19 protein-coding genes are annotated in these 20394 nt (G+C 60.5%); 10 read left to right on the forward strand and 9 right to left on the reverse strand.

Annotated features, from left to right (window positions below; all coding sequences use genetic code 11):
* Nucleotides 1-54 precede the first annotated feature (54 nt).
* The 5 genes from PMI29_RS21425 to PMI29_RS21405 form a co-directional block, all read right to left on the reverse strand.
* Nucleotides 55-591 carry a DUF3299 domain-containing protein gene (locus PMI29_RS21425; protein WP_007995821.1) on the reverse strand — a complete coding sequence of 179 codons (537 nt, stop codon included), beginning with the start codon at nt 589-591 and terminating at the stop codon, nt 55-57.
* Between the two features lie 87 nt (nt 592-678).
* Nucleotides 679-924 (reverse strand): GlsB/YeaQ/YmgE family stress response membrane protein, encoded by a 246-nt coding sequence (locus tag PMI29_RS21420; protein WP_007995826.1) that lies wholly within the window; start codon nt 922-924, stop codon nt 679-681.
* 101 nt (nt 925-1025) lie between these two features.
* Nucleotides 1026-2108, reverse strand: coding sequence for a 5-(carboxyamino)imidazole ribonucleotide synthase (locus PMI29_RS21415; protein ID WP_007995828.1), 1083 nt, complete (start codon nt 2106-2108; stop codon nt 1026-1028).
* Nucleotides 2109-2119: 11 nt separating this feature from the next.
* Nucleotides 2120-2611, reverse strand: coding sequence for a 5-(carboxyamino)imidazole ribonucleotide mutase (gene purE / locus PMI29_RS21410; protein WP_007971731.1), 492 nt, complete (start codon nt 2609-2611; stop codon nt 2120-2122).
* 332 nt (nt 2612-2943) lie between these two features.
* The gene (locus PMI29_RS21405; RefSeq protein ID WP_007992826.1) at nt 2944-3861 is read right to left on the reverse strand and encodes a LysR substrate-binding domain-containing protein; all 918 of its coding nucleotides are present in this window, start codon (nt 3859-3861) and stop codon (nt 2944-2946) included.
* 180 nt (nt 3862-4041) lie between these two features.
* Between PMI29_RS21405 and aspA the strand changes: the two genes are divergently transcribed.
* The 6 genes from aspA to PMI29_RS21375 all read left to right on the forward strand — a co-directional run bounded on the left by aspA (nt 4042) and on the right by PMI29_RS21375 (nt 12205).
* Complete coding sequence (aspA, locus tag PMI29_RS21400; RefSeq protein WP_003229645.1) at nt 4042-5466, forward strand: aspartate ammonia-lyase; 1425 nt, start codon at nt 4042-4044, stop codon at nt 5464-5466.
* A 530-nt stretch (nt 5467-5996) separates the two neighbouring features.
* Nucleotides 5997-7448 (forward strand): alanine/glycine:cation symporter family protein, encoded by a 1452-nt coding sequence (locus PMI29_RS21395; RefSeq protein WP_007995829.1) that lies wholly within the window; start codon nt 5997-5999, stop codon nt 7446-7448.
* A 167-nt stretch (nt 7449-7615) separates the two neighbouring features.
* Nucleotides 7616-8620, forward strand: coding sequence for an asparaginase (locus PMI29_RS21390; RefSeq protein WP_007995830.1), 1005 nt, complete (start codon nt 7616-7618; stop codon nt 8618-8620).
* Between the two features lie 177 nt (nt 8621-8797).
* A complete protein-coding gene (locus PMI29_RS21385; RefSeq protein ID WP_007995831.1) occupies nt 8798-9796 on the forward strand; it encodes an AraC family transcriptional regulator in 999 nt (332 codons plus the stop codon).
* Nucleotides 9797-10060: 264 nt separating this feature from the next.
* The gene (locus PMI29_RS21380) at nt 10061-11092 is read left to right on the forward strand and encodes a histone deacetylase family protein (RefSeq protein ID WP_007995833.1); all 1032 of its coding nucleotides are present in this window, start codon (nt 10061-10063) and stop codon (nt 11090-11092) included.
* 12 nt (nt 11093-11104) lie between these two features.
* Nucleotides 11105-12205, forward strand: a complete 1101-nt coding sequence (locus PMI29_RS21375) for a polyamine ABC transporter substrate-binding protein (RefSeq protein WP_007995834.1) — start codon at nt 11105-11107, stop codon at nt 12203-12205.
* Between the two features lie 63 nt (nt 12206-12268).
* On the opposite strand, the gene pdxR is transcribed toward PMI29_RS21375, so the two are convergent.
* The gene (pdxR, locus tag PMI29_RS21370; RefSeq protein ID WP_007995835.1) at nt 12269-13825 is read right to left on the reverse strand and encodes a MocR-like pyridoxine biosynthesis transcription factor PdxR; all 1557 of its coding nucleotides are present in this window, start codon (nt 13823-13825) and stop codon (nt 12269-12271) included.
* 92 nt (nt 13826-13917) lie between these two features.
* Here pdxR and PMI29_RS21365 point away from each other — a divergent pair, with 92 nt between their 5' ends.
* From PMI29_RS21365 to PMI29_RS21355, 3 genes are read left to right on the forward strand one after another with little or no spacing between them, the layout of a single operon-like run.
* Nucleotides 13918-14541 (forward strand): FMN-binding negative transcriptional regulator, encoded by a 624-nt coding sequence (locus PMI29_RS21365; protein WP_007995836.1) that lies wholly within the window; start codon nt 13918-13920, stop codon nt 14539-14541.
* A gap of 9 nt (nt 14542-14550) precedes the next feature.
* Nucleotides 14551-14997, forward strand: coding sequence for a GNAT family N-acetyltransferase (locus PMI29_RS21360; protein WP_007995838.1), 447 nt, complete (start codon nt 14551-14553; stop codon nt 14995-14997).
* A gap of 16 nt (nt 14998-15013) precedes the next feature.
* Entirely contained in the window at nt 15014-15685 is a 672-nt protein-coding gene (locus PMI29_RS21355; protein WP_007995840.1) for a GNAT family N-acetyltransferase, read from the forward strand.
* Between the two features lie 93 nt (nt 15686-15778).
* Here the strand turns inward: PMI29_RS21355 and oadA are convergent, their stop codons facing one another.
* Nucleotides 15779-17587: a sodium-extruding oxaloacetate decarboxylase subunit alpha gene (gene oadA / locus PMI29_RS21350; RefSeq protein WP_007995843.1), complete on the reverse strand. Its 1809-nt coding sequence runs from the start codon at nt 17585-17587 to the stop codon at nt 15779-15781.
* 11 nt (nt 17588-17598) lie between these two features.
* The gene (locus PMI29_RS21345) at nt 17599-19014 is read right to left on the reverse strand and encodes an acetyl-CoA carboxylase biotin carboxylase subunit (RefSeq protein ID WP_007971702.1); all 1416 of its coding nucleotides are present in this window, start codon (nt 19012-19014) and stop codon (nt 17599-17601) included.
* Nucleotides 19015-19205: 191 nt separating this feature from the next.
* Between PMI29_RS21345 and PMI29_RS21340 the strand changes: the two genes are divergently transcribed.
* Entirely contained in the window at nt 19206-20168 is a 963-nt protein-coding gene (locus PMI29_RS21340) for a LysR family transcriptional regulator (protein ID WP_007995845.1), read from the forward strand.
* Here PMI29_RS21340 and PMI29_RS30940 read toward each other — a convergent pair.
* A complete protein-coding gene (locus tag PMI29_RS30940; RefSeq protein ID WP_007971698.1) occupies nt 20110-20319 on the reverse strand; it encodes a PA3496 family putative envelope integrity protein in 210 nt (69 codons plus the stop codon). The genes PMI29_RS21340 and PMI29_RS30940 overlap by 59 nt on opposite strands.
* Nucleotides 20320-20394: the final 75 nt, after the last annotated feature.

The following is a 20394-nucleotide window of genomic DNA, read 5'->3' on the forward strand; positions in this document are numbered from 1 at the left end:
ATGTTATGGCCTCATCGCGAGCAAGCTCGCTCCCACATTGGTTTGGTGCTGTCCTTACAAATCCGACTCTTTCACCACCCGCACCTTCTGCGCATCCAGCGCATACGCCGCATCGGCCAGGTCATTGCTGACCTTCTCGATTTTCAGCGTGCCGGTGACCCACAGCGGCGTGTAGATATCGTTCAGCTTCAGACCCTTTGGATAGCGCACCAGCACCAGTTGGTTGGGCGGTGGTGGCGGTACGTGAATGCAGGCGCCCGGGTACGGCACCAGGAAGAACAACGTACTGCGGCCTTGGGCGTCGGACTCCAGAGGCACCGGGTAACCGCCAATGCGGATGCTCTTGTCGTTCATCGACGCAACGGTCTTGGTCGAGTACATCACCGCCGGCAAGCCTTTGGCCTGCTTCATCCCACCCTTGTCGGTGAAAGTGCCATTGGCTTCGGGGGAGTTGTGGTCGATTTCGGGCATGGCCTCGAGGGCTTTCTGGTCCGACTTGGGCATCAATTCGAGCCAGTCGGTTTCCGGCAGTTCGCCGGCATGGGCAAGGCCAGAACCCAATAAAACAAGAGTCAACAAAAGACGGCGCATGAAGGTGCTCGGTAAAGGGAAGAACAGGAAACGCCGAGCATTCTAGCCCTCCCGACCGGTTTGGCGGAGAGGGCTTTGTCGCCTGGATCAGTTCTTTTTGACCAGCCCGTAGATCACCAGCAACACAATGGCACCCACCAGCGCACCGATGAAGCCTGCGCCCTGGCCGGCCTGATAGATACCCAGGGCTTGACCGCCGTAAGTGGCCGCCAGCGAACCGCCGATACCGAGCAGGATTGTCATGATCCAGCCCATGCTGTCATCGCCCGGTTTCAGGAACCGCGCCAGCAGGCCGACGATCAAGCCGATAAAGATGGTTCCGATAATTCCCATGGCATTTCCCTCTGATTGATTGGCTATAGCCTAGCCAGACTTTGGCATCCTGCCATGAGAGAACGGCGGTCCCTGAATGGTTCCGCCGCTGCCACATGAAACTATTCGGCGATGAGCGCTTCGACCTTGAGGATCTGCGCAGCCAGCGTCTCGCGGTCTGCACAACGCAGGTTGGCGTGCCCGACCTTGCGGCCGACCTTGAACGCCTTGCCGTAGTGATGCAAATGGCAATCGGCGATGGCCAGGACTTTCTCGGCGTCCGGCACTTTACCGATGAAGTTGAGCATCGCGCTTTCGCCGACCTTGGCGGTCGAACCCAGCGGCAGACCGGCAACGGCCCGCAGGTGGTTTTCGAATTGGCTGCACTCGGTGCCCTCGGTGGTCCAGTGCCCGGAGTTGTGCACGCGCGGGGCGATTTCGTTGGCCTTGAGCCCACCGTCGACTTCGAAGAATTCGAACGCCATCACGCCGACGTAATCCAGCTGCTTGAGCACACGGCTGGAGTAATCTTCGGCCAGGGCTTGCAACGGGTGATCGGTGCTGGCCACGGACAGCTTGAGGATGCCGCTGTCGTGGGTGTTGTGCACCAGCGGATAGAAGCGGGTTTCACCGTCGCGGGCACGCACGGCAATCAGCGAGACTTCACCGGTGAATGGCACGAAGCCTTCCAGCAGGCAGGCCACGCTGCCCAGCTCGGCGAAGGTGCCGACCACATCTTGAGGGGTGCGCAGGACTTTCTGACCCTTGCCGTCGTAACCCAGGGTACGGGTCTTCAGCACCGCCGGCAGACCGATGGAAGCCACGGCGGCGTCCAGATCGGCCTGGGACTGGATGTCAGCGAACGCCGGGGTAGGAATCCCCAGGTCCTTGAACATGCTCTTCTCGAACCAGCGATCGCGGGCGATGCGCAGGGCTTCGGCGCTCGGGTAGACCGGCACGAATTGCGAGAGGAACGCGACGGTCTCGGCCGGGACGCTTTCGAACTCGAAGGTCACCAGATCGACTTCATCGGCCAGCTGACGCAGGTGATCCTGATCGCCGTAATCGGCGCGCAGGTGTTCGCCCAATGCGGCTGCGCAAGCATCCGGCGCCGGGTCCAGAAAAGCGAAGTTCATGCCCAGCGGAGTGCCCGCCAGCGCCAACATGCGACCCAACTGGCCGCCACCGATTACACCGATCTTCATCGTCAACAACCTCAGGCGATGCGTGGGTCTGGATTTTCCAGGACGCTGTCTGTCTGCTCAGCACGGAAGGTTTTCAGCACCGCGTGGAACTGTGGGTGCTTGGCGCCCAGGATACTCGCCGACAACAGCGCGGCGTTGATCGCGCCGGCCTTGCCGATGGCCAGGGTGGCAACAGGAATGCCCGCAGGCATCTGCACAATGGAGAGCAGCGAATCAACGCCCGAGAGCATTGCGGACTGAACGGGTACGCCCAGCACCGGCAAGTGGGTCTTGGCTGCACACATGCCTGGCAAGTGGGCCGCGCCGCCAGCACCGGCGATGATCACCTCGATGCCTCGTGCCTCGGCCTCTTCGGCGTACTGGAACAGCAGGTCCGGGGTGCGGTGGGCAGAAACCACTTTCACCTCGTAGGGGATGCCGAGCTTTTCCAGCATATCGGCGGTGTGGCTAAGGGTGGACCAATCGGACTTGGAGCCCATGATCACGCCAACCAGTGCACTCATCGTCGTGCCTCTTCTCTCTGGGCGCCCGCAGGCGCATCAAAAAACAACAAGCCACGCAGGATGCGTGGCTTGATTGTACGAATTATGGCCAGTCGTAACCGGCCGAAGGCCGCGCAGTATACCTCAATGAAGCCAATAAACAGCCCCCGTTGCGACCATCTGTCATCTGCCGCAAAGCCCCGATTTTATTGACTTGAAGGTCAATGGAATACACCTCGAATTTCCTGTGGGAGCGGGCTTGCTCGCGAAAGCGGTGGTTCAATCAACATCGATGTTGAATGTACCGGCCTCTTCGCGAGCAAGCCCGCTCCCTCATTGGGTTTTCATCGGTTTCAGGAACCGGTCGTGCCCTGTGCCGCACCACCTTCCAGCTTGCGCCACAACAACCGCACGTTGGCCTTGCGTACCAGTGCGCAGCGATACAAGCGGATCTCCAGCGGCACATGCCATTGCGCACCGCCGCAAACCACCAGTTCACCGCGTGCCAGTTCAGCGCGCACGCTTAGCTGCGGCACCCAGGCGATACCGAGGCCTTCCAGAGCCATGCTCTTGAGGCTGTCGGCCATGGCGGTTTCGTAGATCGTGGTAAACCGCAGTTGACGCTGGCGCAACAAACCATTCACCGAACGCCCGAGAAACGCACCGGCGCTATACGCCAGCAGCGGTACGCTGCCTTCGCCTTCCAGATCGAACAGCGGTTTGCCGTCGGCGTCCGCCGCGCAGACCGGCAGCATTTCGGTGTGGCCAAGGTGCAGCGACGGGAAAATTTCCGGGTCCATCTGCATCGCCGCGTCCGGGTCGTAGAACGCCAGCATCAGATCGCAGCCGCCTTCACGCAAGGCATGCACGGCGTCACCAACGTTGGTCGCGACCAGTCGCGTTGCGATGTTCAAGCCCTCGTTGCGCAATTGCGCGATCCAGCGCGGGAAAAAACCCAGTGCCAATGAGTGAGCAGCGGCGACCTGCATCACCTCGCCTTGCCCGCCTTCCAGGTGATGGAGATGGCGCAGCACCTCGCCAAGCTGTTCGACCACGGTTCGCGCGGTGACCAGAAACAACTGCCCTGCCGCTGTCAGCTCGACCGGCGTGCGCGAGCGGTTGACCAAGGTCAGCCCCAATGCGGCTTCGAGGCTACGGATGCGCCGGCTAAACGCCGGTTGGGTCACGAAGCGTCGTTCCGCGGCCTGGGAGAAGCTTCGGGTGGCGGCCAGGGCACTGAAGTCCTCAAGCCATTTACTTTCCAGATTCATCACGTCCTCCCGGACACGCACCAATTTAGGTCGCACGCTTGCCGTCAACGCGGCGTCACACGGGCATTATGCCGAATGTGCATAGGCTAGTGTTTAACAGCATTGGCCCAAAATTTCGCACAAGCCTAGCATTCACAGCGTTCCGGCACAGACCGGGTCCATATTGAGATGATTTCTATCATGTCCTCCGCTGCATCATTCCGCACAGAAAATGACCTGCTTGGCGCCCTCGAAGTACCGGCTCAAGCGTATTACGGTATCCAGACCCTGCGAGCGGTGAATAACTTCCGCCTTTCGGGCGTTCCGATTTCGCACTACCCGAAACTGGTTGTCGGTCTGGCCATGGTCAAACAGGCCGCCGCTGACGCCAACCGTGAGTTGGGTCACCTGAGCGAAGCCAAGCACGCTGCCATCAGCGAAGCCTGTGCACGTTTGATCCGCGGCGACTTCCACGAAGAGTTCGTGGTGGACATGATTCAAGGCGGCGCTGGCACTTCGACCAACATGAATGCCAACGAAGTGATCGCCAACATCGCGCTGGAGGCCATGGGCCACCAGAAAGGCGAATACCAGTACCTGCACCCGAACGACGACGTGAACATGGCGCAGTCGACCAACGACGCCTACCCGACGGCGATCCGTCTGGGTCTGTTGCTCGGTCACGATGCCCTGCTCGCCAGCCTCGACAGCCTGATTCAGGCGTTCGCGGCCAAGGGTGAAGAATTCAACCACGTCCTGAAGATGGGTCGTACCCAGTTGCAAGACGCCGTACCGATGACCCTGGGTCAAGAATTCCGTGCTTTCGCCACCACCATGGGCGAAGACCTGGCCCGTCTGAAGACGCTGGCCCCGGAACTGCTGACTGAAGTGAACCTGGGCGGCACCGCGATCGGCACCGGCATCAACGCCGACCCGCGCTATCAGGCCTTGGCTGTACAGCGCCTGGCCCTGATCAGCGGTCAGCCGCTGGTTCCGGCCGCCGACCTGATCGAAGCTACCTCCGACATGGGCGCCTTCGTGCTGTTCTCCGGCATGCTCAAGCGTACCGCGGTCAAGCTGTCGAAGATCTGCAACGACCTGCGCCTGCTGTCCAGCGGCCCACGCACCGGCATCAACGAAATCAACCTGCCAGCGCGTCAGCCAGGCAGCTCGATCATGCCAGGCAAGGTCAACCCGGTTATTCCGGAAGCCGTTAACCAGGTGGCCTTCCAGGTCATCGGTAACGATCTGGCGCTGACCATGGCGGCCGAAGGCGGCCAGCTGCAACTGAACGTGATGGAACCGCTGATCGCTTTCAAGATCCTCGACTCGATCCGCCTGCTGCAACGCGCCATGGACATGCTGCGCGAGCACTGCATCGTCGGCATCACCGCCAACGAAGCACGCTGCCGTGAACTGGTCGAACACTCGATCGGTCTGGTCACCGCACTGAACCCGTACATCGGCTACAAAAACGCCACCCGCATCGCCCGTATCGCCCTCGAAAGCGGCCGCGGCGTGCTGGAACTGGTGCGCGAAGAAGGCCTGCTCGACGAAGCCATGCTCGCCGACATCCTGCGCCCGGAAAACATGATTGCTCCGCGCCTGGTGCCACTGAAGGCATAACCCGACGCGTTACTTGTAGCACCGCTCACCAGGTCGAGGGACTAGACACCTCTCACCTTTTGAGGGCTTGGAGATCAATCTCCAGGCCCTTTTTTTTAACTGTTTGATCCTGAGAACCGTATGTCTGGGGACTTACCAATGTGGGAGCGGGCTTGTCCGCGAAGGCGGCGGCACATTCAACAATGATGTGTCTGATAGACCGCTTTCGCGAGCAAGCCCGCTCCCACCAAGAGCAGCTCCCACATAGCCTGACAGCAAAAATGTCAGGTGTTTCAAAGGCTTCGTTTCTCCGCTTGCACCACAACCGTGCAGACGGACGGCACCGTCATCGGTATAGTGCCGCCCCTCTTCGCATGAGCGGTCGTCGGTAGCGAGGCCACAACCCATGCGAAACCCGAACTAATAACAAACCCGCGATATGAAACCGGGACGAACTTCGTACCGCCCGTTGTGCCGTGCGCCAAGGGGTGTAACTCGATGTGTCTGTCCGGCCAACATTTGCCTACACAAAAAACAGCGAGGAATAATCCATGCTCGAAGTCATTAACGACTTCCTCTCAGGGAAAGTACTGATCGTGCTCATTGTCGGGCTCGGTAGCTACTTCACGATCCGCTCGCGTTTCGTTCAATTGCGTCATTTCTTCCACATGTTCGCGGTGTTCCGCGACAGCCTCAAAAGCAGCGCCGGACAACTCAGTTCGTTTCAGGCCCTGATGCTCAGCCTCGCTGGCCGTGTCGGTGCGGGCAACATCGCCGGTGTCGGCATCGCCGTGACCCTCGGCGGCCCCGGTGCCGTGTTCTGGATGTGGGTGACCGCACTGGTCGGCATGTCCAGCAGCTTCTTCGAATGCTCCCTCGGCCAGCTCTACAAGCGCTGCGATTCCGAAGGCCAGTTTCGTGGCGGCCCGTCTTATTACATCCAGTACGGCCTGCAAAAACGCTGGCTGGGAATGATCATGGCGTTCCTGCTGTTGATCACTTTCGGCTTCGCCTTCAACGGCCTGCAATCCCATGCTGTGACCCACTCGCTGAACAACGCGTTTGGCCTCGACACCACCTACACCGGCATCGGCCTGGCCGTGTTGTTGGGCCTGGTGTTCATTGGCGGGATCAAGCGCATCGCCAAGGTCGCCGACCTGTTGGTGCCGGTGAAAACCCTGGTGTACATCGGCGTGACCATCTACGTGATCGTGCTGCAGTTCGACCAGGTGCCGGGCATGCTGATGACCATCGTCAAAAGCGCCTTCGGTCTCGACCAGGCCTTCGGTGGCCTGATTGGCAGCGCCATCATCATGGGTGTGAAGCGCGGCGTGTTCGCCAACGAAGCGGGCCTGGGCAGTGCGCCGAACGTGGCGGCGGTGGCGGCGGTCGAACACCCGGTGGCGCAAGGCGTGGTTCAAGCGTTCAGCGTGTTCCTCGATACCTTCGTGATCTGCACCTGCACCGCGTTGCTGATCCTGCTCTCCGGTTTTTACACCCCGGGCTTCGAGGGCGACGGCATTGCCCTGACCCAGAACTCGCTGGCCGCCGTGGTCGGTGACTGGGGCCGGATGTTCATCTCCGTGGCCTTGGCGTTGTTCGTGTTCACCTCGATCCTCTACAACTACTATCTGGGCGAGAGCAACCTGCGCTTTTTGATCGGCGAAAACCGCAAGGCGCTGATGGGCTATCGCGCGCTGGTACTAGTGCTGATTTTCTGGGGTGCCATCGAAAACCTCGGCACCGTGTTCGCCTTCGCCGACATCACCATGACCATGCTCGCGTTCGTCAACCTGATCGCGCTGTTCCTGCTGTTCAAGGTCGGCATGCGCATCCTGCGTGACTACGATGACCAGCGCGCCGCCGGGATCAAGACCCCGGTGTTCGACTCCGCCAGATTCCCGGATCTGGATCTGGATCGCCAAGCCTGGCCGGCCAATCCCCCTGCCGCTGCCGGCAAGACAGAAGTTGAGCCGCAAGGTGTACCCGCAGCGCAACGCTGACAGGTGAATGACGGGCGCATCTCGCGCGCCCGTCAGTTAAAGTTCGAAAAACTGTGGGAGCGAGCTTGCTCGCGATGGCGCACTGTCAGTCAACATAGCGATGTCTGACATACCGCTATCGCGAGCAAGCTCGCTCCCACAGGAACTCTTCCTCTCGGAGAATCTTCATGAATTTGTCGACCTATCCTGCCGCCCAGCACGTCATGGTGCTCTACACCGGCGGCACCATCGGCATGCAGGCCAGCGCCCATGGCCTGGCCCCGGCGTCCGGTTTCGAAGCACGGATGCGTGACTACCTGCACAGCCAACCCGAGCTGGTGGTGCCGCAGTGGCGCTTTCGTGAGATGTCACCGCTGATCGACAGCGCGAACATGACTCCTGCGTATTGGCAGCAACTGCGTGAAGCGGTAGTCGACGCTGTGGATGTGCAGGGCTGCGACAGCGTGCTGATCCTGCATGGCACCGACACTCTGGCCTACAGCGCCGCCGCCATGAGCTTCCAGTTGCTCGGCCTGCATGCCCGCGTGTGCTTCACCGGCTCGATGTTGCCGGCCGGTGTGACCGACAGCGATGCCTGGGAAAACCTCAGTGGCGCACTGGTCGCCCTGGGCCAAGGCCTGGCGCCGGGCGTGCATCTTTACTTCCACGGCGAACTGCTGGACCCGACCCGTTGCGCGAAGGTACGCAGTTTTGGCCGTCATCCGTTCAAGCGCCTGGAGCGTCAGGGTGGCGGAGTGAAGGCGACTTCGGTTGCGTCGCAGCTGAACTACAACCAGACCAGGCAATTGGCCAACGTCGCGGTGCTGCCGCTGTTTCCCGGCATCAGCGCCGAGGTGCTGGATGGTTTGCTCGACAGCGGCATTCAGGGCCTGGTACTGGAGTGTTACGGCAGCGGCACCGGGCCGAGTGACAACCCCGGGTTTCTCGCCAGCCTCGGCCGTGCGCGCGACAATGGCGTGGTGGTGGTCGCGGTGACGCAGTGCCATGAAGGCGGTGTCGAGCTGGACGTGTACGAGGCTGGCAGTCGCTTGCGTGGCGTTGGGGTGTTGTCCGGTGGCGGCATGACCCGTGAGGCGGCGTTTGGCAAGTTGCATGGGTTGCTGGGTGCGGGGCTTGATCCGCAAGAAGTCCGTCAACTCGTTGAACTCGACCTTTGCGGCGAGCTGAGCTGACAAAACACAAAACCTGTGGGAGCGGGCTTGCTCGCGATAGCGGTAGTTCATTCCACATTTGTGTGGACTGACCAGACGCCATCGCGAGCAAGCTCGCTCCCACTGGGACATCACCAGTCTTGCTCGTCCGGCATACAACTTGCTCCGCATTCCAGTATCCCAAGGCTGGAAGTCCTTATGCTCCACTCCCACCTCACCACGCTCAACGCGGTCTCCCTGGTACTCGACGCCTTCAAGGTCGAAGGCTTGTCCAGCGAAGCGCTGCTGGCCGGTAGCGGCATCAGTGCGGCGGATCTGAACCGTGCCGACACGCGCATCACCACCAATCAGGAGATGCAGGTCTGTGCCAACGCGGTTGCCCTCAAGCGTGACATCGGCCTGGAACTGGGCCGGCGGATGCACGTTTCCTGCTACGGCATGCTCGGTTACGCCCTGCTCACCAGTGCCACCTTCGGTGACGCTTTGCGTCTGGCGATGCGTTATCCGGCGCTGCTGGGAACACTTTTCGAGTTGAGCCTGGAAGACGATGGCGAGCGCATCTGGTTCGCCGCCGCCGATTACCGCGAGAGCCCGGCCATGGCGGTGTTCAACGCGGAATTCTGCCTGGTGTCACTGAAGGTCACCTGCGACGACCTGCTCGGCCATCCCCTGCCCTTGCTCGGCGCACGCTTCGAACATGCCGCGCCCGACTACGAATCAAGCTACGCCGAACACTTCAACTGCCCTTTGCACTTCGGCGCGCGTAACAATGCCTTCGCCTTCGACAAGCGCTGGCTCGACCAGCCACTGCCGCTGGCCGATGTCATCACCCATCAAGCCATGGCCGAACGCTGCCGCAAACAGAACATCGAGTTCACCGGGCGCCAGGCGTGGCTGGGACGGATCCGCCAATTGCTCAGCGCGCAATTGAATGCGGCGCCGGGGCTGGAGGGGCTGGCCGAGCAAATGAACTGTTCGGCGCGGACCTTGCGCCGGCATCTCAAGGACATGGGTTGCAGCTATCAGGAGCTGCTCGACGAACTGCGCTTTGAGCAGGCCAAGCAAATGCTTTGCGAGGATCAATTGCCGATCTATCAGATTGCCGAAGCGTTGGGCTTCAGCGAGACCGCGAGTTTTCGCCATGCCTTTGTACGCTGGAGTGGTGTGGCGCCGAGTCAGTTCAGGCCACACGGCTAACCCTGTGGGAGCGGGCTTGCCCGCGAAGAGGCCAGTACAACTGATACATCTCCATTGGCTGGAACACCGCTTTCGCGGGCAAGCCCGCTCCCACAGGTTTAACATTTCATGTACTCACCTGGAACTCAGCCGTGCAAGTAAGGGGCGAATTTCGGTCAAATGTTTTGGCCATTTCGATCCCCTTTTGGCCTTTCCTGCCGTTCTCCTAAACCGTCTGCACCGCAAGACTGTGTGCAACCGAACCAGCCTGCGGAGAACAAGAAAATGCTGACGATCTACTCGGACGATCACCACCTGCACCACGGCCGTTGCGAACTTATCGACGGACAACTCAAGCCCTGCTTCGAGATGCCATCCCGGGCCGATCATGTGCTGGCACGGGTGCAGAAACAAAACCTGGGCCCGGTCGAAGCGCCGAAGGATTTCGGCCTCGGGCCGATCGAGCGCATTCACAGCCGCGACTACCTCGACTTCTTCAAAGGCGCCTGGGCCCGCTGGACCGAGTTCAACACTGACGGTGACTTGCTGCCCTACACCTGGCCCGCCCGTACCTTGCGCCAGATCAAACCGACTAGCCTGCACGGTCAACTCGGCTATTACAGCTTCGACGGCGGCGCGCCGATCACCGCCGGCACCTGGCAAGCGGCGTACAGCGCGGCGCAAGTGGCATTGACCGCCCAAGCAGAGATTCAACGCGGCGCCCACAGCGCCTTCGCCCTCTGCCGTCCACCGGGACACCACGCCGCTGGCGACTTGATGGGCGGTTATTGCTACCTCAACAACGCCGCCATCGCCACCCAGGCATTCCTCGATCAGGGCCACAAAAAGGTCGCGATCCTCGATGTCGATTACCACCACGGCAACGGCACCCAATCGATTTTCTACGAACGCAGCGACGTGCTGTTCACTTCGATTCATGGTCATCCGGAAGCCGAATTTCCGTTCTTCCTCGGCTATGAAGATGAACTGGGCGAAGGCGCCGGTGAAGGTTTCAACTTCAACTACCCATTGCCCGCCGGCAGCGGCTGGGACACCTGGAGTGCTGCACTGGAACAGGCCTGCAAGGAGATCGAAAACTACGGTGCCGACATCATCGTCGTGTCCCTGGGCGTCGATACCTTCAAGGACGACCCGATCTCGCAATTCAAGCTCGACAGCCCGGACTACCTGGCCATGGGCAAGCGCATCGCGAAGCTCGGCGTGCCGACGCTTTTCGTGATGGAAGGCGGTTACGCGGTCGAAGAAATCGGCATCAACGCCGTGAACGTTCTCGAAGGTTTTGAAAGCGCTCGATGAGGAATTAGAACAATGAAAAGGCTCAAGCGTTTTATCGTGCCTGCCCTGAGTGCAATAGTGCTCAGTGGTGCCGTGCACGCTGAAGAACGAACGTTGCGCGTCTACAACTGGTTCGACTACATCACCCCCAAGGCCCTGGAAGACTTCAAAGCGCAGAACACTCAGACCAAACTGGTCTACGACATCTTCGACACCAACGAAGCGCTGGAAGCCAAACTGCTGACCGGCAACTCCGGCTACGATGTGGTGGTGCCGTCCAACGTGTTCCTCGCCAAGCAGATCGAAGCGGGCGTATTCCAGCCCCTGGACCGCAGCAAACTGCCGAACTGGAACCACCTCGACCCCAAGCTGATGAAGCTGATCGAGGCCAACGACCCGGGCAACAAATTCGCCGTGCCGTACATGTACGGAACCATCCTGATTGGCTTCAACCCGGACAAGGTCAAGGCCGTGCTCGGCGACAACGCACCAGTGGACAGCTGGGACCTGATCTTCAAGGAAGAGAACATCAGCAAGCTCAAGCAGTGCGGCGTCGCTCTTCTCGACTCGCCGTCGGAGATCCTGCCGCTGGCCCTGCAACACCTTGGCCTGGACCCCAACAGCAAAAAGCCTGCGGACTACGACAAGGCTGAAGCGCTACTGATGAAGATCCGTCCGTACATCACCTACTTCCACTCGTCCAAGTACATGGCCGACATTGCCAACGGTGACATCTGCGTCGCAGTCGGTTATTCCGGCAGCTTCTCGCAAGCCGCCAACCGCGCCAAGGAAGCCAAGAACGGTGTGGTCGTCGACATGCGCCTGCCGAAAGAAGGCGCGCCGATCTGGTTCGACATGCTCGCCATCCCCAAGGGTGCGAAAAATCCGGAAGACGCCTACACCTTCATCAACTACCTGCTGCAACCCCAGGTGATTGCGCCGGTCAGTGACTTCGTCGGCTACCCGAACCCGAACAAGGACGCCACGGAAATGGTCGACCCGGCGATCCGCAACAACCCGAACCTGTACCCGACCGACACGGCGATGGGCACGCTCTACACCCTGCAGCCATTGCCCCGCGATGCCGAACGTGCACGGACCCGGGCCTGGACCAAGATCAAGTCCGGCACCTGATAACCGCGTCGTTCCCGTCATCATCTAGACCTGCGTTTACGCAGGTCTTTCTTTGCCCGCGCTTCAGCCGGTACGCCACACCGCCCGCAACCGTTGCAGCGCCGCCTCGATTGCCTTTTCGGGTACCGCGGCAAAGCCCAACACCAGACCGGCGCGTTGATCCATCGGGGGGGTGGATTGCGGCAACCAATAACTGCTCAAACCGTTGATCTCGACATCGACGCTGTTCGCCAGTTCGATCAGCTCACGCTCGCGCGCCACGCTCTCGACAGGCACGGTCATGTGCAGTCCGGCGGCAATCGTGGGTAACTGGCCGACACCGGGAATATCCCGCGGCCAACCGCTGAGCAAAGTATTGCGCCGACTCAATGCCGCACGCCGCATGCGGCGGATATGTCGCTGGAAGTGCCCGGCCGCCATGAATTCGGCCATCACCGCCTGGGTACTGACCTCGGAATGGCGCACGTCCACGGCACGGCGTTGGGCAAACGCCTGCACCAGCCCTGCCGGCAATACCAGGTAACCCAGGCGCAACGCCGGAAACGCCACTTTGCCGAACGTGCCGACGTAGAGCACCCGGCCTTGCTGATCCAGTGCCGCCAAAGGCGCCAGCGGCGCACCGCTGTAGCGGTACTCGCCATCATAGTCATCCTCGACGATCCAGCCCTGCGTGCGTTCGGCCCAGGCCAGCAACTCCAGGCGGCGAGCCAGGCTCATCACCACCCCGGTGGGGTACTGATGGGACGGTGTGACGTAGGTCAGACGACAATCGCCGAGCTGTGCCAGTGCGCCACAGTCGATACCCTCGCTATCCACCGCGACTCCATGCAACCGGGCACCCGCCACGGCGAACGCATGACCGGCCGCCCGATACCCCGGATTTTCAATCGCCACCCCGTCACCGGGCTCCACCAGCAGCTGTGCACAAAGACTGATCCCCTGCTGCGCGCCACTGGTGATCACAATTTGTTCAGCCGTGCACTGCATGCCACGGGAACTGCGCAAGTACGCGGCGATCATCCCGCGCAGGCGCGCATCGCCCGCCGGATCGCCATAACACAGCTGCTGCAGATCCGGTTTGCGCCAGAAAGCCGCATTCAGCTTGGCCCAGACCTCGAATGGAAACAGATCGAACGCCGGAACACCGACCCGAAATGCGCGGGGCGGACCACTCGGCGGCAGTGCCAAATGGTTCTTTTCAACCCGCCCCAACGCGCCGCTGTGGATAACTTTGCTGGATGAATCAACAGGTAAATCCAGCCAATTTGTGGATAAGGCTGTGGGTAAGCCTGTTGACAACCCTGTGGATACTTTTGTGGATAGTTTTTCTGCCGGTAATGCACTTTGCGGCAATTGGGCGACATAAGTCCCGTCGCCCACCCGCCCCTCGATGAAGCCTTCCGCATACAGCTGATCGTAGGCACGGACCACACTGTTGCGGGAAATCGCCAATGCCGCCGCCAGGTCACGACTGGCCGGCAGACGCGTGCCACTGGCGAGCCGACCGTCGAGCACACGGATGCGCAGCGCCTGATAGAGCTGGCGGCTCAGCCCCTGACGGCGATCAAGTTCAATCCCCGCAGGATTGAACGACAAGGACAGCGACTGAGAATTCGACATGGTATTGGACCTATAAAATTGGTCATTAATGGCTCTTACAACAGACCAATAGCCTGCCTAGGATGCAGGCATTCGCCAAGGAAAATTTCTCCATGTACACGCCACGCGCCTTTGCCATCGATGACTTGTCCCAATTACACGAATTGATCCTCGCCACTCGCCTCGCCATATTGGTGACTCACGGCGAGCACGGATTGCAAGCCAGCCACGTACCGGTATTGCTCCATCGCGAACAGGGTCCGAACGGCACGCTGTACGGGCATCTGGCCAAGGCCAATCCGCAGTGGAAAGACCTGCGCGACGGTGCTGAAGCCCTGCTGATTTTCTCCGGTGCCGATGCCTACGTCAGCCCTGGCTTTTACCCGAGTAAGGCCGAGCACGGCAAAGTCGTGCCGACCTGGAACTACGTCGCCGTCCACGCCTATGGCCGCGCCGAAACATTCAGCGATGGCGGACGGCTGCTCGACATCGTTAGTACCCTCACCGATCGCCATGAGGCCGGCCGCGCCCAGCCATGGAAAGTCGCCGATGCCCCCGCCGACTACATCGACGGCATGCTCAAGGCCATCGTCGGTTTTGCCGTGCCGATCGAACGCCTTGAAGGCAAGCGCAAGCTCAGCCAGAACCGTAACCCTGCTGATATCGCCGGTGTGCGCGAAGGACTGGCCGCCAGCCCGGACGCGCATGACCAGGCCCTCGCTCACTTGATGCGTTAAGGAATGAACATGAGTCAGATCGAGATCCGCCAGGTCACTGCCGACGACCACGCTGCCTGGCTGCCACTGTGGCAAGCCTATCTGCGCTTCTACAACACCGAGCTGCCTGAAGCGGTCACCCAAAGTACCTGGCAGCGCTTGCTCGACCCGAGCGAGACGACTCATGCTGCCCTCGCCTGGGCCGATGGCAAAGCGGTGGGCATGGTGCATTTCATCTACCATCGTTCGAACTGGGCCATCGAAAACTCCTGCTACCTGCAAGACTTGCTGGTGGTCCCGGAAACCCGTGGCACTGGCGTCGGCCGCCAGTTGATCGAATTCGTCTACACCACGGCCAAGGCCGACGGCTGCAACAAGGTGCACTGGCTGACCCACGAAACCAACGCCACCGCGATTCAGCTCTACGAGCGCATCGCCGAACGCCCTGGTTTCATCCAATTTCGCAAAGCCATATAGGTTCAAGGAGAACAGCATGTCGATTTCACTCGCCGACTGGAAAGGCGTCCCGGCTCCCACGACTCAACTGATCGAAGGCCGTTACATCCGCCTGGAAAAACTCGATCCAGCGCGCCATGGCGACGACCTGTTCAAAGCCCTGCAAGGCCCTGGCGCCGACCCGAAACTTTGGGACTACCTGCCCTACGGTCCCTTCCCGGAGCGCAGCGCCTTCAACGACTGGCTGAACAACCACGCGGCCAATAGCGACCCGTACTTCTTCAGCGTGATCGATCGCGCCAGCGGCGAGGTCCAGGGCATCCTCAGCCTGATGTCCATCGTCCCGGCCCAGGGCCGCATCGAGATCGGCCACGTCACCTTCGGTGCCCCGATGCAGCGCTCGCCGAAAAGCACCGAGGCAGTTTACCTGCTGGCCAGGGAATCCTTCGCCCTCGGCTACCGTCGCCTGGAATGGAAATGCAACAACGCCAACGACCGCTCCAAATATGCGGCCGAGCGTTTGGGTTTCAGTTTTGAGGGGGTGTTTCGCCAGCATATGGTGGTCAAGGGGCAGAACCGCGATACGGCGTGGTACTCGATCCTGGATTCGGAATGGCCGGCGATTGGGGCCGGGTTTGAGAAGTGGTTGAGTGATGAGAACCAGACGGGGTCGGGGCAGTTGAAAAGCCTCGTTGAGTGCCGCGGCTAAAAGCATCAAAAGCAAGCTCTTGCTTTGCCATGGATAAAAAAAGGGGAGCACATGCCCCCCCGAGGTTTAAAGCGTTGTATCGAGGCTGTTAACTCAGCCTTCGATCTCGATCAGGATCTCGCCCGGGTTGACCCGGTCGCCCTTGGCCACGTGAATGGCGGTGACTTTACCGGCGATGGCCGCCTGGACTTCGGTTTCCATCTTCATCGCTTCGGTGATCAACACTGCCTGACCCGCCTTGACGGCGTCGCCTTCCTTGACCAGCACGTCGACGATGTTGCCCGGCATGGTGGTGCTGACATGACCCGGTGCAGTGGCTTGCTTGCGCTTGCTGCTGCCGCCGCCGACGAATTCGTTGAGCGGCTCGAACACCACTTCTTCCGGCATGCCGTCGATGGACAGGTAGAAGTGACGCTTGCCTTCGGCCTTGACGCCAACACCGGTGATGTCGACGCGGTAGGTTTCGCCGTGCACGTCGATGACGAACTCCGTCGGTACGCCCTCACCACCAGCCGAGGCAACGCCGCCGGCTTCAGGAATCGGCAACAGCACTTCCGGCGTCAAGGTGCCCGCAGCACGCTCTTCAAGGAACTTGCGCCCGATGTCCGGGAACATGGCGAAGGTCAGCACGTCTTCTTCAGACTTGGCCAGTGCACCGATATCGGCGCGCAGCTTGGTCATTTCCGGCTTGAGCAGGTCGGCCGGACGCACGTCGATCACTTCTTCGCTGCCGATGGCCTGGCGACGCAGTTGTTCGTTCACGGTGCCCGGCGCCTTGCCGTAGCCGCCCTGCAGGTACAGCTTCACTTCGTTGGTGATGGTCTTGTAGCGCTCGCCGGCCAACACGTTGAAGAACGCCTGGGTGCCGACGATCTGCGAGGTCGGGGTCACCAGCGGCGGGAAGCCGAGGTCTTCGCGAACCCGCGGGATTTCGGCCAGCACTTCGTTCATGCGATTGAGTGCGCCCTGCTCTTTCAACTGGTTGGCCAGGTTGGAAATCATCCCGCCCGGCACCTGGTTGACTTGAACGCGGGTGTCAACGGCGGTGAATTCGCTTTCGAACTGGTGGTACTTCTTGCGTACAGCGTAGAAATACAGACCGATCTCTTGCAGCAGTTCCAGGTTCAGGCCGGTGTCGAACTCGCTGCCTTTAAGCGCTGCGACCATCGACTCGGTGCCCGGGTGGCTGGTGCCCCAAGCGAAGCTGGAGATTGCGGTATCGATGTGGTCGGCACCGTTTTCGATAGCCTTCATTTGGCACATCGCGGCCAGGCCAGCGGTGTCGTGCGAGTGAATGAACACTGGCAGCGATTGCTCGGCTTTCAGAGCCTTGACCAGCTCGCCGGTGGCGTATGGGGTCAGCAAACCGGCCATGTCCTTGATCGCCACCGAGTCGCAACCCATGGCTTCCATTTGCTTGGCCTGGTTCACGAAGGCCTCGATGGTGTGCACCGGGCTGGTGGTGTAGGCGATGGTACCCTGGGCGTGTTTGCCGGCGGCTTTTACCGCTTCGATGGCCACGCGCAGGTTACGCACGTCGTTCATGGCGTCGAAGATGCGGAACACGTCGATGCCGTTGACCGCTGCCTTGGCGACGAAAGCTTTGACCACGTCGTCGCTGTAGTGGCGGTAGCCCAGCAGGTTCTGGCCGCGCAACAGCATTTGCAGGCGGGTGTTAGGCAGCGCGGCGCGCAGTTGGCGCAGACGCTCCCACGGGTCTTCTTTCAGGAAGCGTACGCAGGCGTCGAATGTCGCGCCGCCCCAGCATTCCAGCGACCAGTAGCCGACTTTGTCGAGCTTGTCGCAAATCGGCAGCATGTCTTCGGTGCGCATGCGGGTCGCGAGCAGCGATTGGTGGGCGTCGCGCAGGATCGTGTCGGTAACGTGGATTTGTTTGCTCATTGTTCTATTCCTCACAGGCCTGCGTGGGCGGCGATGGCGGCGGCGATGGCCAGGGCCAGCTCTTCGGGTTTGCGCTTGATCGAGTAGTTGGTCAGTTCAGGGTGGCTTTCAACGAAGCTGGTGTTGAACTGGCCGCTACGGAATTCCGGGTTGCGCAGGATTTCCTGGTAATACGCGGCGGTAGTCTTGACCCCTTGCAGACGCATGTCGTCCAGGGCGCGCAAGCCACGGTCCATCGCCTCTTCCCAGGTCAGCGCCCACACCACCAGTTTCAGGCACATGGAGTCGTAGAACGGTGGGATGGTGTAGCCGGTATAGATCGCCGTGTCGGTACGCACGCCGGGACCGCCGGGGGCGTAGTAGCGGGTGATCTTGCCGAAGCTCGGCAGGAAGTTGTTTTTCGGGTCTTCGGCGTTGATCCGGAATTGCAGGGCGAAACCACGGTGCTGGATATCTTCCTGTTTCACCGAAAGCGGCAGGCCAGACGCAATGCGAATCTGCTCACGGACAATGTCGATGCCGGTGATTTCTTCGGTGATGGTGTGTTCCACCTGCACCCGGGTGTTCATCTCCATGAAGTACACCTCGCCCTCGGCGAGCAGGAACTCCACGGTGCCGGCGTTCTCGTAACCCACGGCCTTGGCTGCACGCACCGACAGGTCGCCGATGTAGGCGCGCTGTTCCGGGGTCAGTTGCGGGCTCGGGGCGATCTCGATCAGCTTCTGGTTGCGGCGCTGGATCGAGCAGTCACGCTCGAACAGGTGCACCACGTTGCCGAAGCTGTCGCCAAGAATCTGCGCTTCGATGTGCTTCGGATTGACGATACATTTTTCCAGGAACACTTCCGCGGAACCGAATGCCTTGGTGGCTTCGGAAATCACGCGAGGGAAAGCCTGTTCGAGTTCTTCGCGGCTGTTGCAGCGACGAATGCCGCGGCCGCCGCCACCGGAAGTGGCCTTGAGCATCACCGGGTAGCCGATGCGATCGCCTTCGGTCAGGGCTTCTTCGATGCCCGACACGTTGCCTTCGGTGCCCGGGGTCACCGGGACGCCGGCCTTGATCATGCTGCGGCGGGCTTCGGTTTTGTCGCCCATACGGCGAATGACCTCAGCCGATGGACCGATGAACTTGATCCCGCGCTCGGCGCAGATCTCTGCCAGTTCGGCGTTTTCCGAAAGGAATCCGTAACCGGGGTGCAGTGCATCGCAGCCGGTTTCCACAGCCAGGTTCACCAGCTTGCGCGGGTTCAGGTAACCAGCCAGCGGCTCGGCACCAATGCTGTGGGCCTCGTCCGCACGCTTGACGTGCAAAGCATGACGGTCGGCGTCGGAGTAGATCGCGACCGAGCGAATGCCCATTTCGGCGCAGGCACGTACGATTCGTACGGCAATCTCACCACGGTTGGCGATCAGGATCTTTGTTATCACTTGGAGTTTCCCTTGAGCCGGTGGTACCCACGACCTGCTAGACCCAGGTCGACGAGTGACCAAATGTTTCAGTTTGGTCGCAGGTCCACACTAGCGCCCACAAGGGATTAACAAAAATGAATAAAAATTGGGTCGTGCATAAGTAAAGACTTATAGTTGATTCATCAGCCAGCGACGAGAGTGACCAGATAATGCGTAAGTCATTGATGCGTATGACTTTGCGGCAATTGCAGATCTTCAATGAAGTCTGTGATTTGCGTTCCTACAGCCGTGCGGCCGAGGAAATGTCGCTCACACAACCTGCCGTCAGCCTACAGATTCGTCAACTTGAAGAGTTGATTGGCCAGCCTTTGTTCGATTATGTCGGCAAAAAACTCTACATGACCGAAGCGGCTGAAGCGTTACAGCGGGCCAGTCGGGATATTTTCGGACGCCTGGAAAACCTCGACATGCAGCTGTCGGACATGCAGGGCTCGCTGCAGGGGCAACTGAAACTGGCGGTGGAATCCAGCGCCAAGTATTTCGTGCCGCACTTGTTTGCCGCATTCAAACGCCAGCACCCGGAAGTGAACCTGCAACTGACGGTGGTCAATCGCGGCCAAGTCATTCGGCGCCTGTCGGACAACCGCGACGATCTGGTGATCATGTCCATGGTGCCCCAGGACATGGGCCTGGAATTCCTGCCGTTCCTGAACAACCCGATCGTCGCCGTGGCGCCACCGGATCACCCGCTGTGCCATATGGGGCCGCTACGCTTGCAGGATCTTGAACCCTACACACTGCTGCTGCGCGAGCCAGGCTCCGGGACGCGGCTTGCGTGCGAAGAATACTTCAAAGAGAAGCGCGTGCATTTCAACCAGACTCAGGAAGTCTCGTCTGCCGAAGCTCAGCGTGAATGTGTACTGGCAGGTCTGGGCGTTGCGCTGTTGACGCGCCACGCCCTGAACCTTGAGCTGGCAACTGGTGGGCTGGTCGAGCTACCGGTCGAAGAGCTGCCACTGTTTCGCAGTTGGTGCCTGGTGCAGGCCAAGGCGAAACGCCTGTCACCGGTGGCTCACGCCTTCCTGGCGTTTATCCGTAGCGAACGCATTCAGATCAGCGCGCTGGTTGAGCGTTTCGACGGGAAGTCGAGGGAGATGCCTGCCAGAAGTTGAGTTCCAACTCCGGAAAATCGCCAATTTCGGCCAGAAGCTGACGGCGTTCGCAGCGATCTTCAATGGCGCGGCGGAATTCCATGCGGCGCTGATCTTCTTGCTGACGACGGGTTTTGACAGCGCTGTTGCGTTCTTCGTAGGGCATGGCCATTTCGAGTCTCCCAAGGCGAGTACGGGAGTTTCAAGATAGGCGCGCGGGATGACGGTTTGGCGGCTCGGGGGTTAC

This window comes from Pseudomonas sp. GM49 (genome assembly GCF_000282355.1).
In the GTDB taxonomy this organism is placed as follows: domain Bacteria; phylum Pseudomonadota; class Gammaproteobacteria; order Pseudomonadales; family Pseudomonadaceae; genus Aquipseudomonas.

What these genes read in the sequence shown, in the direction of transcription:
- aspA (WP_003229645.1), top strand. Translation starts at nt 4,042, where the DNA reads ATGTCCTCCGCTGCATCATTCCGCACAGAAAATGACCTGCTTGGCGCC.
- PMI29_RS21365 (WP_007995836.1), top strand. Translation starts at nt 13,918, where the DNA reads ATGTACACGCCACGCGCCTTTGCCATCGATGACTTGTCCCAATTACAC.
- PMI29_RS21405 (WP_007992826.1), bottom strand. Translation starts at nt 3,861, where the DNA reads ATGAATCTGGAAAGTAAATGGCTTGAGGACTTCAGTGCCCTGGCCGCC.
- purE (WP_007971731.1), bottom strand. Translation starts at nt 2,611, where the DNA reads ATGAGTGCACTGGTTGGCGTGATCATGGGCTCCAAGTCCGATTGGTCC.
- PMI29_RS21375 (WP_007995834.1), top strand. Translation starts at nt 11,105, where the DNA reads ATGAAAAGGCTCAAGCGTTTTATCGTGCCTGCCCTGAGTGCAATAGTG.
- PMI29_RS21340 (WP_007995845.1), top strand. Translation starts at nt 19,206, where the DNA reads ATGCGTAAGTCATTGATGCGTATGACTTTGCGGCAATTGCAGATCTTC.
- pdxR (WP_007995835.1), bottom strand. Translation starts at nt 13,825, where the DNA reads ATGTCGAATTCTCAGTCGCTGTCCTTGTCGTTCAATCCTGCGGGGATT.
- oadA (WP_007995843.1), bottom strand. Translation starts at nt 17,587, where the DNA reads ATGAGCAAACAAATCCACGTTACCGACACGATCCTGCGCGACGCCCAC.
- PMI29_RS21385 (WP_007995831.1), top strand. Translation starts at nt 8,798, where the DNA reads ATGCTCCACTCCCACCTCACCACGCTCAACGCGGTCTCCCTGGTACTC.
- PMI29_RS21355 (WP_007995840.1), top strand. Translation starts at nt 15,014, where the DNA reads ATGTCGATTTCACTCGCCGACTGGAAAGGCGTCCCGGCTCCCACGACT.
- PMI29_RS21420 (WP_007995826.1), bottom strand. Translation starts at nt 924, where the DNA reads ATGGGAATTATCGGAACCATCTTTATCGGCTTGATCGTCGGCCTGCTG.
- PMI29_RS21425 (WP_007995821.1), bottom strand. Translation starts at nt 591, where the DNA reads ATGCGCCGTCTTTTGTTGACTCTTGTTTTATTGGGTTCTGGCCTTGCC.
- PMI29_RS21360 (WP_007995838.1), top strand. Translation starts at nt 14,551, where the DNA reads ATGAGTCAGATCGAGATCCGCCAGGTCACTGCCGACGACCACGCTGCC.
- PMI29_RS21395 (WP_007995829.1), top strand. Translation starts at nt 5,997, where the DNA reads ATGCTCGAAGTCATTAACGACTTCCTCTCAGGGAAAGTACTGATCGTG.
- PMI29_RS21390 (WP_007995830.1), top strand. Translation starts at nt 7,616, where the DNA reads ATGAATTTGTCGACCTATCCTGCCGCCCAGCACGTCATGGTGCTCTAC.
- PMI29_RS21415 (WP_007995828.1), bottom strand. Translation starts at nt 2,108, where the DNA reads ATGAAGATCGGTGTAATCGGTGGCGGCCAGTTGGGTCGCATGTTGGCG.
- PMI29_RS30940 (WP_007971698.1), bottom strand. Translation starts at nt 20,319, where the DNA reads ATGGCCATGCCCTACGAAGAACGCAACAGCGCTGTCAAAACCCGTCGT.
- PMI29_RS21380 (WP_007995833.1), top strand. Translation starts at nt 10,061, where the DNA reads ATGCTGACGATCTACTCGGACGATCACCACCTGCACCACGGCCGTTGC.